Origin of the sequence: Streptomyces bullii (assembly GCF_042657145.1) — a bacterium.
Classification (GTDB): Bacteria; Actinomycetota; Actinomycetes; order Streptomycetales; family Streptomycetaceae; genus Streptomyces; species Streptomyces bullii.
In genome coordinates, this window is record NZ_JBHSNY010000002.1 from 216,922 (window position 1) to 229,022 (window position 12,101).

General features: G+C 72.9%; 12 protein-coding genes. 6 read left to right on the forward strand and 6 right to left on the reverse strand.

The genetic code is table 11. The features are described from left to right. The first annotated feature begins 45 nt into the window (after positions 1–45). Both ACFPZJ_RS05140 and ACFPZJ_RS05145 read left to right on the forward strand, forming a co-directional pair. Positions 46–1,035, forward strand: coding sequence for a fibronectin type III domain-containing protein (locus tag ACFPZJ_RS05140; RefSeq protein ID WP_381017813.1), 990 nt, complete (start codon positions 46–48; stop codon positions 1,033–1,035). A gap of 261 nt (positions 1,036–1,296) precedes the next feature. Further along, the gene (locus tag ACFPZJ_RS05145; RefSeq protein ID WP_381017816.1) at positions 1,297–1,818 is read left to right on the forward strand and encodes a hypothetical protein; all 522 of its coding nucleotides are present in this window, start codon (positions 1,297–1,299) and stop codon (positions 1,816–1,818) included. 36 nt (positions 1,819–1,854) lie between these two features. Here the strand turns inward: ACFPZJ_RS05145 and ACFPZJ_RS05150 are convergent, their stop codons facing one another. From ACFPZJ_RS05150 to ACFPZJ_RS05160, 3 genes are all read right to left on the reverse strand, one after another. Next, on the reverse strand, positions 1,855–2,406 hold the full coding sequence (locus tag ACFPZJ_RS05150; protein ID WP_381017819.1) for a PadR family transcriptional regulator: 552 nt from the start codon (positions 2,404–2,406) through the stop codon (positions 1,855–1,857). Between the two features lie 40 nt (positions 2,407–2,446). Further along, entirely contained in the window at positions 2,447–4,462 is a 2,016-nt protein-coding gene (locus tag ACFPZJ_RS05155; RefSeq protein WP_381017821.1) for an FAD-dependent oxidoreductase, read from the reverse strand. A 438-nt stretch (positions 4,463–4,900) separates the two neighbouring features. After that, positions 4,901–5,269 (reverse strand): hypothetical protein, encoded by a 369-nt coding sequence (locus tag ACFPZJ_RS05160; RefSeq protein WP_381017824.1) that lies wholly within the window; start codon positions 5,267–5,269, stop codon positions 4,901–4,903. Positions 5,270–5,512: 243 nt separating this feature from the next. Between ACFPZJ_RS05160 and ACFPZJ_RS05165 the strand changes: the two genes are divergently transcribed. Both ACFPZJ_RS05165 and ACFPZJ_RS05170 read left to right on the forward strand, forming a co-directional pair. Beyond that, positions 5,513–7,591, forward strand: coding sequence for a SpoIIE family protein phosphatase (locus tag ACFPZJ_RS05165; RefSeq protein WP_381017827.1), 2,079 nt, complete (start codon positions 5,513–5,515; stop codon positions 7,589–7,591). 132 nt (positions 7,592–7,723) lie between these two features. After that, a complete protein-coding gene (locus ACFPZJ_RS05170) occupies positions 7,724–8,512 on the forward strand; it encodes a hypothetical protein (protein WP_381017829.1) in 789 nt (262 codons plus the stop codon). A 248-nt stretch (positions 8,513–8,760) separates the two neighbouring features. Here the strand turns inward: ACFPZJ_RS05170 and ACFPZJ_RS05175 are convergent, their stop codons facing one another. The 3 genes from ACFPZJ_RS05175 to ACFPZJ_RS05185 form a co-directional block, all read right to left on the reverse strand. After that, positions 8,761–8,931 carry a hypothetical protein gene (locus tag ACFPZJ_RS05175; protein WP_381017832.1) on the reverse strand — a complete coding sequence of 57 codons (171 nt, stop codon included), beginning with the start codon at positions 8,929–8,931 and terminating at the stop codon, positions 8,761–8,763. Positions 8,932–8,990: 59 nt separating this feature from the next. Beyond that, positions 8,991–9,344, reverse strand: a complete 354-nt coding sequence (locus ACFPZJ_RS05180; protein ID WP_381017835.1) for a hypothetical protein — start codon at positions 9,342–9,344, stop codon at positions 8,991–8,993. Positions 9,345–9,581: 237 nt separating this feature from the next. Next, positions 9,582–10,436 (reverse strand): putative protein N(5)-glutamine methyltransferase, encoded by an 855-nt coding sequence (locus ACFPZJ_RS05185; protein WP_381017838.1) that lies wholly within the window; start codon positions 10,434–10,436, stop codon positions 9,582–9,584. Between the two features lie 255 nt (positions 10,437–10,691). Here ACFPZJ_RS05185 and ACFPZJ_RS05190 point away from each other — a divergent pair, with 255 nt between their 5' ends. Next, positions 10,692–11,297, forward strand: coding sequence for a sulfite oxidase-like oxidoreductase (locus ACFPZJ_RS05190; protein WP_381017840.1), 606 nt, complete (start codon positions 10,692–10,694; stop codon positions 11,295–11,297). Beyond that, entirely contained in the window at positions 11,290–12,045 is a 756-nt protein-coding gene (locus ACFPZJ_RS05195; protein ID WP_381017843.1) for a ferredoxin reductase, read from the forward strand. The genes ACFPZJ_RS05190 and ACFPZJ_RS05195 overlap by 8 nt, the downstream gene beginning before the upstream one ends. Positions 12,046–12,101 lie beyond the last annotated feature (56 nt).

Consider the following 12,101-nt stretch of genomic DNA (forward strand, 5'->3'; position numbering starts at 1 on the left):
ATATTGGTCCGGACCATTCGGTGTGCCATCCGGGGAGGGTGACCCGTGCGAGGCGTTCCCTGTTCCGTCCGCCGGTCCGTCGCAATCTGCGCGGTGCTCGCCCTGGTCGCCTCGTGCGCCTGGGAACAGGCGGGTGACGGCGGCCGGGCGCCCGGGGCGCCGACCGGCGTGACCGCCGAGGCCGGCAGCGCCACGAGTGTGCACGTCATGTGGAACACGGTCGTCGCGGACACCGGCATCAGCCGCTACGAGGTGTATCGCGGCACCACGAAGGTCAAGGATGTACCCGGTTCGCAGCACATGGTGGATGTCACCAGACTCCGGCCGTCCACCGTGTATGTCTTCACTGTGCGGGCCCGGGACACCGAGGGACGGCTCGGGCCGCGCAGCCGGGAGGTCAGGGCGAGGACCCCCGCGGCCGGCGCGTCGGACCGGTCGGCGCCGACCCCGCCGTCGGCGCCCCGGGGCCGGGCGGTCGGGAGCCGGGCCGTCCAGCTGTCGTGGACCGCCTCGAAGGACGACCGGGGTGTGGTGTCGTACGACATCCACCAGGGCGGGGCGAAGATCCACAGTGTGGGCGGTGGTCAGACGGCGACCGTGGTGACGGGGCTGCGGGCCGGTACCCGGTACTCCTTCACCGTGCGGGCCCGGGACGCGGCCGGCAACGTCTCGCCCGCCGGTGCCGCCGTCCGCCTCACCACACCCGGCAGCGACGACGGACGGGCCTGGGCACCCACTGGGTTCCGGGCGACGAGCCGCCGTTCCGACGGGGCGTACTACGTCGACCTCAGCTGGGTCCCGCCCCGGGTGGACGGCGTGATCACGGAGTACGAGGTCCACCTGGACGGGCGTCCGGCCACGTCGCTGGTGTACGGCGGGGACGCGCCGCGTGACCGGGCGACGTACAGCTTCTACGTGGGCCGGGACGCCGGGGTCGGCCACCGGGTGCGGCTGCGGGCCCGGCTGCCCGACGGGACCTGGGGCGGTTTCTCGGCGGAGCGGACGGTGACGACGGGTTCGGCGGCGCGGGACTGACGGGCTCGGCGGCAAAGGACTGACGACGGGCTCGACGGCAAAGGGCCGGGCTGAACGGCACCGGGTGCGGGCGTCGGCGCGCGGGCCCGGGGAGGGGCCCGGACGAGGGAATCCGCGGGGAGTCCGTCACCTGCCCGGCGGCGGCCGGCGTGCGTGAGGGCCGCCGGGGACCTTGGCTGACCCTGAGGCAGCACGGGCGTTCCCCCACCCCAGGCGGCGCAAGGGATGTACCGCCAACCGTGCCGCCGGAGGGCAGTCCACATGCGCAACTCATCGCCACTTCTCCGCTCCGGCCTGACCATGGCGGCCGCCGCGCTTCCGCTCGCCCTGACCACCGGTCCGGCCACCGCCGCTCCGGGGATCTCCGTGAGCACCACCGGCTCGACGGTGTCGGTCACCACCAGTGCCTGCACGCAGATCAACGGCAGCTGGGGCACCGCCTCGCTGCTGACCAGCACCCAGGCGAACTTCTCCCAGGGACGTCAGGTGGCACTGTCGGGGACGACCGCCATTCAGTCCGCCGCCTGGTCGAACGTCAGCCCGGGCACGTACACCGTCGTCGTCGTGTGCTCCGACGGCAGCACCGCGGGCACCCAGTCCGTCATCGTCTCCCCTCCCAGAACCCCGACGGCGTCGCCGTCCCGGGGCGTCATGGGCGGGCTCGGCGGCGCCACGAAGGACTACGGCACCGTCACGCTGGTGGCGGGCGGCGCGCTGGTCGGGACGGGTCTCGTCGCCACGGCCTGGTACCTGCGCCGGCGCAACAAGCCGTACCGGCTCTGAGCCCCGCCGCTCCCGGGGCGGCGGATCCGGTGGCCATCAGCCCGGTTCGTGGTCCGGCAGTTCGGCGAACTCCGCGAGCGCGTGCCTGAGCCACTGCGTCCAGAACGTCTCCAGGTCGATGCCGGCCCGCAGCACCAGGTGCTGGAGCCGGTCCTGGGCGTCGGTGGTGCCCGCCGGGAAGTCGCGCCTCTCGATCTCGCGGTACTCCGCCAACTGCCGTTCGTGCAACTCGAGATGGCGCCGCAGATCGGCCTCCAGACCCGCCGTGCCGACCACGGCCGCCGCCCGCAGCCGCAGCAGCAGCGCGTCGCGGTGCGGCTTGGGGTCCTGCGACGCGGCGGTCCACCGGGCCAGTTCGGCGCGGCCCGCGGGCAGCACCTCGTAACGCTTCTTCTGCCCGCGCGCCGCCTGTTCGGCCGGCAGGGCCCGGATCAGGCCCTCGGCCTCCAGCTTGCCCAGCTCGCGATAGATCTGCTGGTGCGTCGCCGACCAGAAGTAGCCGATGGACTTGTCGAACCGGCGAGTCAGCTCCAGCCCCGACGACGGCTTCTCGAGCAGGGCGGTGAGGATCGCGTGCGGGAGTGACATGCGGCAATCCTAGGGAGACGCCCTGCGGCCCGTACGGACGCTACAGCGCGGCCGCCAGCTCCGTGCCCTGCTTGACGGCGCGCTTGGCGTCCAGTTCGGCGGCCACGTCGGCACCGCCGATGAGGTGGGCGGTGCGCCCGGCGGCGACCAGTGCCTCGTACAGGTCCCGGCGCGGCTCCTGACCGGTGCACAGCACGATCGTGTCGACCTCCAGCACGGTGCTCTCGCCGTCGATCGTGACGTGCAGTCCCGCGTCGTCGATGCGGTCGTAGCGCACGCCGGGGACCATGGTCACGCCGCGGTGCTTGAGCTCGGTGCGGTGGATCCAGCCGGTGGTCCTGCCCAGACCCGCGCCGACCTTGGTGGTCTTGCGCTGGAGCAGGTGCACGGTGCGCGGCGGTGCGGGCCGCTCGGGGGCGGCGAGGCCGCCCGGGGCGCGGTAGGCGGTGTCGACGCCCCAGAGGCGGAAGTACGTCGCCGGGTCCTCGTGCGCCTTGTCGCCGCCGTCGGTGAGGTACTCGGCGACGTCGAAACCGATACCGCCCGCGCCGAGGACCGCGACCCGGTCGCCGACGGGGGCGCCGTCACGGAGCACGTCGAGGTAGCCGAGGACGCTCGGGTGGTCGACGCCGGGGACGTCGGGGACGCGCGGGGTGACTCCGGTGGCGACGACGACCTCGTCGTACTCGGCGAGGTCACCGGCGGACACCCATGTGTTCAGGCGGACCTCGACGCCCTGCTCGTCGAGCCGGGTGCGGAAGTAGCGCAGCGTCTCGTCGAACTCCTGCTTGCCGGGGACCTTGCGGGCGACGTTGAGCTGCCCGCCGATCTCACGCGCGGCGTCGAAGAGGGTGACCTCGTGGCCGCGTTCGGCGGCGGAGACCGCGCAGGCCAGGCCCGCCGGGCCGGCGCCCACCACGGCGACGCGCTTGCGCAGCCGGGTCGGGGACAGCACGAGCTCCGTCTCGTGGCAGGCGCGCGGGTTGACCAGGCAGGACGTGATCTGCCCGCTGAACGTGTGGTCGAGGCACGCCTGGTTGCAGCCGATGCAGGTGTTGATCGCCTCCGGTCGGCCGGCCGCGGCCTTGGCGACGAAGTCGGGGTCGGCGAGCATCGGGCGGGCCATCGACACCATGTCGGCGTAGCCCTCGGCGAGCAACTGCTCGGCGAGGTCGGGGGTGTTGATGCGGTTGGTGGTGACGAGCGGGATCGCCACCTCGCCCATCAGCCGCTTGGTCACCCAGGTGTAGGCGCCGCGCGGCACGGAGGTGGCGATGGTGGGGATGCGGGCCTCGTGCCAGCCGATGCCGGTGTTGATGATCGTCGCGCCGGCGGCCTCGACGGCCCGGGCGAGGGTGATCACCTCGCCCAGGGTGGAGCCGCCGGGCACGAGGTCCAGCATGGACAGCCGGTAGATGACGATGAAGTCCTCGCCGACCGCCTCGCGCACCCGCCGGACGATCTCGACGGGGAAGCGCATGCGGTTCTCGTACGAGCCGCCCCAGCGGTCGGTGCGGTGGTTGGTCGGGGCGGCGATGAACTCGTTGACGAGGTAGCCCTCGGAGCCCATGATCTCCACGCCGTCGTACCCGGCCTGCCGCGCGAGCCGGGCCGCGCGGACGTAGTCGTCGACGGTCCGTTCCACCTCGGCGTCGGTGAGCTCGCGGGGCGGGAAGGGGCTGATCGGGGCCTGCACCGGGCTGGGGGCGACGAGGTCGCGGTGGTAGGCGTAGCGGCCGAAGTGCAGGATCTGCATCGCGATGCGGCCGCCCGCGCCGTGCACGGCCTCGGTGATGACCCGGTGCTGTTCGGCCTCGTGGTCGGTGGTGAGCTTGGCACCGCCCTCGTACGGCCGTCCCTCCTCGTTGGGCGCGATGCCGCCGGTGACGATGAGCCCCACTCCCCCGCGGGCGCGGGCGGCGTAGAACTCGGCCATGCGCGCGAAGCCGCCCTCGGCCTCCTCCAGGCCCACGTGCATGGAGCCCATGAGGACCCGGTTGGGCAGGGTGGTGAAGCCCAGGTCGAGCGGGCTCAGCAGGTGCGGGTAACGGGTCATCGGGCCCTCCGTGCGCGGTGTCGTGTCAGTAGTTGTAGAGGACGCCGACTTGTTTATGCAACTAGTTGCACTAGCGTGACGGAGGGCACAGTGGGCCCGTGACCAGTGGCCTTCCGGCCGGGCGAGCGCGCGCCGCCGCCCGCGCGGTGCCCCTCTCCGGCAGGCTGGTCCAGATGCACGCCGTGCACCCGGAGGCGGTGCTCGGCCAGCCGGCGCATGGCACGGGTAGCGGGGCGTGGCCTGTGGACTCGGCCGGGGTGAGACGCGGGGCGCCCGTGCAGAGCGCGGCGACCGCGAGGTGCAGAACACCGGTCACCGGTCGTGGGCGTGGCAACCCGCCGGGTGTCGAACACGGCTACCGGTCGCGGACCCCGTGCAACGACAGATCCCCCCTGCCGGCCCCCGCCGGTGGGGCGGCCCGTCGGCGGGGTGACGGGCTCAGCGGCTCTCCAGGCGCACCCGCAGCTCCTCCTCCTGGTCGCCGGGCACCATGCTCAGGTCGTGGACGGTGAACAGGGAGTCCAGGGTCCTGCGGAACCGCTCGATCGCCCAGTAGCCGCCGTGCGCGTCGGCGACGACAGGGGACGAGAGCCGGGCCGGCCGGGCGCCCTCGTGCGGGTCGGCGACGTCGAACGTGCCGAGCCACACCGTCGGACGCGTCTCGTGCAGGTCCTCCGGAACATCATCGGAGCACCGGTCGGACGAGAAGCAGGCACACAGCGTGTCGAACACGATCCGGGCGTCGTGCTTGCTGCATCCGCTGATCTCCACCGAGACGGACTCCGGGTGCGGTCGCTCGCTGTCCATGGTGTCGCTCCTCTCCTGGCCGCGCTGCCGTGCCCCGCCCCAACCCCAGCAAAGCACCACCTTCCGGGGAGCACTACCGGCGAGAGCCGTGCCGTCCTCGTGATTTTGCGGGGCGACCGCCGCCTTGTTGGGAGATGGTGGAAGGAGACGGCAGAGGCGTCGGAGAATCGGCCCTCACGCGGTAGAACAAGGGGAGTCGGCACCGTGACGGCGTGCCGCGAGAAACGGTGAGGCGGACGTGGGATGAGTGCAGCCGGGTCTCCCGTGGCCGAGGGCGACCAGCCGCCGCGCGGGCCGATGGGCCCGAGCGGACTGCTCGACGTGCTGCGCGTGGCCTCGGTGGTGCTGGACGCCGAGGGGCGGATCGTGCTGTGGAGCCCGCAGGCCGAGGAGCTGTTCGGGTACACGGCGCAGGACGCCCTCGGCGAGTACGCCGCGCGGATCATGGTCCACGAGCAGCATCTCGACCTGGTGGTCAAGCTGTTCGCCGACGTCATGGACACCGGCCATAACTGGGCCGGGGCCTTCCCCATCCGGCGCAAGGACGGCAGCACACGGCTGGTGGAGTTCCGCAACATGCGGCTGCAGGACGACCAGGGGGACGTGTACGCGCTGGGCCTGTGCGCCGACCAGTCGACGGTGCGCCGGCTGGAACGGGAGGTGGCCCTGTCGACGCGGATGATCGAGCAGTCCCCGATCGGACTGGCCTTCGTGGACACCGATCTGCGCTACGTCTCGGTCAACCGGGCACTGGAGCGGCTCAACGGCATCCCCGCCGAGGAGCAGATCGGCCGGACGGTGCGGGAGCTGCTGCCGGAGGTCGACGCCGACGCGATCGAGGCCGTCATGCGCGAGGTGCTGCGCACCGGCCGTCCCCTCGTCGACCAGCGCCTCGTGGGCCGCACTCCGGCCGACCCGGACCAGGACCACGCCTGGTCGGTCTCCCTCTACCGGCTGGAGGACCCGCTGGGCAACGTGCTGGGCCTGGCCGGTATGGCGGTGGACGTCACCGAGCAGTACCGGGCGGGCCTGGAGGCGGAGGCCGCACGGCGGCGCCTGTCCCTCATCGCCGACGCCTCCGCCCGTATCGGTACGACGCTGGAGCTGGACCGCACCGCGCACGAGCTGGCCGACGTCGCCGTGCCGGAGCTCGCCGACGTCGCGGCCGTCGACCTGCTGGACGCGGTGGTGCAGGGCCGCCGCAGCGCTCTCGGTCCGGCGCAGCCCGCGGTGATCCGTGCCCTGGCCGTGCAGGCGGAGGGCTCGCCGGAAGCCCTCCGGGCCGCCGACCCGCCCGGTCACGTGGCCCGGTACGCCCCCGACCGCCTGGTCACCGAGTGCGTGCGCACCGGGCATCCGGTGATGGTGCCGCAGGTCAAGGACGAGGACCTGCCGCGCATCGCCCGCTCCCCCGAGGCGGCGGAGCTGCTGGGCCGGGCGGGTGTGCACTCGTATCTGGCCGTGCCGCTGATCGCGCGCGGCGAGGTGCTGGGCGCCCTGGACCTCAAGCGGATCAGCAACCCGCTGCCGTTCGGCGAGGACGACCTGCTGCTCGCGCGGGAGCTGGCCGCGCGCGCTGCCGTGCAGATCGACAACGCCCGCTGGTACCAGAACGCCCGCGACACCGCGCTCACCCTCCAGCGGAGTCTGCTGCCCAGCCACCCGCCGATGACGGGCGGCCTGGAGGTCGCCTCCCGTTACCAGCCCGCGGGCGCCACCAGTGAGGTCGGCGGCGACTGGTTCGACGTGATCCCGCTGGACGGCGGCAAGACGGCGCTCGTCGTCGGGGACGTGATGGGCAGCGGCATCACCGCGGCGACGACCATGGGACGGCTGCGTACGGCGACCAACACGCTGGCCTCCCTCGGCCTCGACCCGGCCGTGCTGCTGGAGCACCTCGACAAGATCACCGCAGGGCTGGACCAGGCCATCGCGACCTGTCTGTACGCCGTCCACGACCCTCATCTGCGGCAGGTCAGCATCGCCAACGCCGGGCACCTCCCGCCGGTCCGGGTCCGTGCCGACCGGCCCCCGGAGCTGCTCGACCTGCCCACCGGGGTGCCGCTGGGCGTGGGCGGGATCCCCTTCTCCACCACCACGGTCGACCTGGACCCGGGCGACCGGCTGGTGCTGTACACCGACGGCCTCGTGGAGACGCGCCGCGATCCGCTCGACGAACGGCTCGACCGGCTGCTGGCCCTGCTCGACGGCCCGGACCGCCCGCTGGAGGAGGTCTGCGACCTGCTCCTGCGCACCCTGCACGAGCCCGACAACTCCGATGACGTGGCGCTGCTGATCGCCCGGGCGACGACACCGGAGTGACGGCGGCGGACACCGACGGCCCCGGGTCGTTCACAGGAACCGATTACGGGCTCCTTATCGCCCGCGTCCCACAATCACGGCACAGGCACAGGCACGGACCAGACCGGGTGCCGTGGTCGAGGGGAGTGAGCCGTGACGCACGATCCGGAGCGGGAACACACCGCGGGCGGTGAGCGGCCCGGCCGTCCCGAAGTGCTTTCTTCGGGACCGGCAGGGGCGGAGCGGGAGCGGCACGCGCCGGGGGCTGCGGCGCCGCGCGGGCCGTGGCGGCGGTCCGTGCGGGCCCGGGCGGTGACGGCCGCGGCCACGGTCGTCGCGCTCGGCCTCGGCGGCACGGTCGCCTACGCGGCGACCTCGGGCAGCTCGGAGAGCGGCGCCGCGCCGTCGGCGTCCCCGTCGGCTACGGCCTCGCCGGACGGGTCCGGTGGACGGCACGGCCACGGCGGACGGCACGGCCACGGCATGGGGTTCGGCCACGGCATGGGGTTCGGCCTGGGCGGCGTGCACGGCGAGGCGACCGTCAAGGACCGCGACACCGGCGAGTGGGTCGTCAGGACCTGGCAGCGGGGCACCGTCGAGCGGGTCGGGGGCGACCAGGTCACCGTCCGCAGCGAGGACGGTGCCCGGTGGACGTGGACGGTCGGCTCCGGCACCGAGGTGCACCACGACGGCACGTCCGGCACGGGCGCCGGCGCGCTGCGGAAGGGCGAGAAGATCATCCTGGTCGGCATCCGTTCCGGCGACGGAACCCGGACCGCGGAGCGCGTGGTGGCGGGCACCGGGAAGCAGTGGGAGACGGGCAAGGAGCGGCAGAAGGGCAAGGACCGGGATCGCGGGTTCCCCGGGCACGGGCCGCGAGACCGGCGGCTGCCCTCACCGTCGACATCGGACGGCCCGACGAACGGGGGCACGGCGGCCTGACGCGCGCCCGCGCACGGCGGTCGACGCCCCGGTCACGCCGGGGAAGCGCACCGACGGGCTCACCGTGACGGCGGAGGAGCTCTGCCCGACTCGACGGCGACACCCGCAACCCGCACGACCAGCGGTCCCCGTGCGCGTCGGTGATCGACCGGATCGCGTCACGCCCCTGACGGAGAGATGGTCCCGCGCCGTCAGGTCGCTCGGGGTACCGGTCGTGGTGCCCGAGCGACCTCGACGCGAGGGGACGGTCATCGCTTCGGCAGGTCCAGCTGGTGCGCATCCGTTCCGCTCAGCAACTCCTCCGCCTGGTGCTGCGTGTGCTCAGCCGCCATCTGGGCCTCCGCGACGACGTCGCCGCGTTCGCGTACCAGGTCCTCGTAGATCGGCAGGTGATCGTTTCCACTGGAGATGCGTGGCACAGTGCCGGTCCTTCCCTGTTCGTGCTTCTTCCGGCTTCTTCCGGCGGCCGGGAATTCTGTCAGGCCCGATTGAGCCGTGCGGCGATCCCATGCCCGATCAGCAAATAAATCACAGCCGGAAGTCCATAATTGAGGACGACCCGTAGACCCTCTGTGTCCATCGTGAAAATGTCCTGTGCCCACCAGGCCAGCCAGTCCGCCGATCCGTGCACGAACTCGACGAACGGATTCGCCGTATTCGCGTCGAGCAGGAAGAGAAGGATCCACAGGCCCAGCAGACCGGCCGCCACATCCGCGACGGTGCAGACCGCCAGGGCAGTCCGGCGTGCGGCGGCCCGGTTGCGCAGGGAACGGTCGGGCTCGGGGGGCCGGTCGTAGCCGTGGTATCCGGAAGCCGGTTCGGTGCTGCTCATGAGAAATCCGATCTGACGCTTTGTCGGGGCAGCGGACCACTCGAGCACTGATATTCAGCCACCCGCAGCCCGCTTCTTCTCACTTCTGCGCCCCGCACGCCGCACCGCGTTACACCGCCCCTTTGATGACGCACAATATGGCCGCCTATTCGGGCACGTCCCGAAATACCCATGCGGGAGGGGACATGTGGGGACGGCGAGAAACGACCAACGTCGCTTTTCGGCGCCGCCCCGGGCCTACTGCCGTACGCCGATCACGACCTGCGCGTACCGCTCCTCGCAGACCGCCAGGCGGGTGTGCAGTCCGCCGCGGGTGAAGGCGTCGACGGCCGCCGGCGCCTGCCGCCGGCTCGTCTCCACCAGTACGCATCCGCCGGGAGCGAGCCAGCGGGGCGCCTCGGCGGCGACCCGCCGCAGGATGTCGAGGCCGTCGGCTCCGCCGTCGAGGGCGACCAGCGGCTCGTGGTCACGGGCCTCCGCGGGCAGCAGCCCGATCTCGTCGGTGGGGACGTACGGCACGTTCGCCGCGAGGATGTCGACACGGCCGCGCAACGCTCGGGGCAGTGCCTCGAAGAGGTCGCCCGCGTGGACGTGCCCGCCGAAGGAGGCGACGTTGCGGCGTGCGCAGCGCACGGCGGCGGGGTCGATGTCGGCGGCGTGCAGCTCGACGGCGCCGAGCGCGGCGGCCAGGGCGGCGCCTACGGCTCCCGACCCGCAGCACAGGTCCACGACGACCGCCGCGCCGGGCGTCTGGGCGAGCGCCTGTTCCACCAGGAACTCGGTACGGCGCCGGGGCACGAAGACCCCGGGTTCCACGGCGATGCGCAGGCCCCGGAACTCGGCCCAGCCGACGACGAGTTCGAGCGGCAGACCCGCGACCCGGCGCTCCACCAGGGCGGCGACCTCGTCCGGGCTGTGTGCGGCGGAGAGGATCAGCTCGGCCTCGTCCTCGGCGAAGACGCAGCCCGCGGCGCGCAGGGCGGCCACGACGGCGGCACGGGTCGAGGACGAGGAGGACGGCGACGAGCGGTACGGCGACGGAGAGGACGAGGAGGAGGACGAGGACGGCGGGACGGAAGGAAGAGACGGCATGAAAGCCAGGAGCCTTTCGAGAAACCGAAGGGCGCTCCGGCGGTCACCTACTGACGGTGATCCGCGTCGCCTCGCGGTGAGAGCACCCGGTCCGACACAGCGGTAATGGGTCTCACCTCCCCGGCTTCCGGCGGCTGGGACCGTCCGCAGCCGGACCGTCACACTACCCGATGGCCCGGCCCGCCCGGCCGGCTCCCGCACCCCGGCACGCTGACCAGGCACGGAGCACTGCCGGCCACCGCGTACCGTTGAACCATGAACGTCACCCGAGGCTTCACCGGGCGCCCGCGCGTGGACCGCCCCGGACTGCCGCCCGGTCAGTACGACACGGGCGACGACTGGCCCGTGCTGTCCGCCGAGGTCACCCCCGACCTGGCACCGCAGGACTGGACCTTCCGGATCGACGGTCTGGTGGACGAGCCCCGCACCTGGGACTGGGAGGCCGCGCACCGGCTGCCGGCGTCGTCGTACGAGGGGGCCATCCACTGCGTGACGAGCTGGTCGAAGTTCGGGGTGCGGTTCGGCGGGGTGTCCCTGGACGCGTTCCTGGACGCCGTGCGGCCCCAGGGGACGGCCACCCATGCCGTCGCCTACGCGCACACCGGCTACACCACCAACCTCCCGCTCGCGGACCTGACCGGCGGACGTGCCTGGATCGCCTGGGAGTACGACGGGAAGCCACTGCCCGCCGAACACGGGGGCCCGGCGCGGCTGCTGGTGCCGCACCTGTACTTCTGGAAGAGCGCCAAGTGGATCGCGGGCCTGCGGATCCTCGACCACGACGAGCCGGGTTTCTGGGAGCGGAACGGCTACCACGATCGCGGCAACCCCTGGGAGGAGCAGCGGTACTCCGGTGACTGACACCTTCGTTCCCCCCACGCGCTTCGCCGTGCCCGGGCGGATCGCGGTGAGCGAGCAGGCGGCCTCGGTGTGGCGGACCGCCACGCTCGCGGAGATCCGCCGCGAGACCCCGCGTGTCGCGACCTTCCGGTTCGCCGTGCCCGGCTGGCCGGGGCACCTGCCCGGCCAGCACCTGCTGCTGCGGCTGACCGCCGAGGACGGGTACACGGCCCAGCGCCACTACTCGATCGCGTCCGCACCCGACGACTCAGGGCACATCGAGTTGACCCTCGACCACGTCGAGGGCGGCGAGGTCTCCGGCTGGTTCCACACGACGGCCCGGCCCGGTGACCAGGTCGAGGTGCGCGGCCCGCTGAGCGGCTTCTTCGCCTGGCCGGGCGACCGGCCCGCGCTCCTGGTCGGGGCGGGCTCCGGGGTCGTACCCCTGATGTCGATGGTGCGGCACCACCGGGCGCGCGGCCTGTCCGTGCCGCTGCGGCTGCTGGTGTCGGCGCGCAGTCCCGAACAGCTCGTCTACGCGCGGGAGTTCGGCGAGGAGACGACACCCGTGTTCACGCGGAGTGCGCCACAGGGTGTGCCGGTGGGACGTATGACGGCCGCACATGTGGCGCCGCTCCTGGCCGAGAGTCCTCCTGGTGGGTGGGAGGCCTATGTGTGCGGGTCCAACTCCTTCGCCGAGCACGCCTCCCGGCTGCTGGTGGCCGCCGGCCAGCCGGTGGACCGCATCCGGATCGAGCGCTTCGGCTGACCCGGGCCTGCACGGCTCCGCACCGGCGGCGGGCGGGGTGTGCGTCCCGCCGCGGG

What these genes read in the sequence shown, in the direction of transcription:
- ACFPZJ_RS05145 (WP_381017816.1), top strand. Translation starts at nt 1,297, where the DNA reads ATGCGCAACTCATCGCCACTTCTCCGCTCCGGCCTGACCATGGCGGCC.
- ACFPZJ_RS05150 (WP_381017819.1), bottom strand. Translation starts at nt 2,406, where the DNA reads ATGTCACTCCCGCACGCGATCCTCACCGCCCTGCTCGAGAAGCCGTCG.
- ACFPZJ_RS05155 (WP_381017821.1), bottom strand. Translation starts at nt 4,462, where the DNA reads ATGACCCGTTACCCGCACCTGCTGAGCCCGCTCGACCTGGGCTTCACC.
- ACFPZJ_RS05160 (WP_381017824.1), bottom strand. Translation starts at nt 5,269, where the DNA reads ATGGACAGCGAGCGACCGCACCCGGAGTCCGTCTCGGTGGAGATCAGC.
- ACFPZJ_RS05165 (WP_381017827.1), top strand. Translation starts at nt 5,513, where the DNA reads ATGAGTGCAGCCGGGTCTCCCGTGGCCGAGGGCGACCAGCCGCCGCGC.
- ACFPZJ_RS05180 (WP_381017835.1), bottom strand. Translation starts at nt 9,344, where the DNA reads ATGAGCAGCACCGAACCGGCTTCCGGATACCACGGCTACGACCGGCCC.
- ACFPZJ_RS05185 (WP_381017838.1), bottom strand. Translation starts at nt 10,436, where the DNA reads ATGCCGTCTCTTCCTTCCGTCCCGCCGTCCTCGTCCTCCTCCTCGTCC.
- ACFPZJ_RS05190 (WP_381017840.1), top strand. Translation starts at nt 10,692, where the DNA reads ATGAACGTCACCCGAGGCTTCACCGGGCGCCCGCGCGTGGACCGCCCC.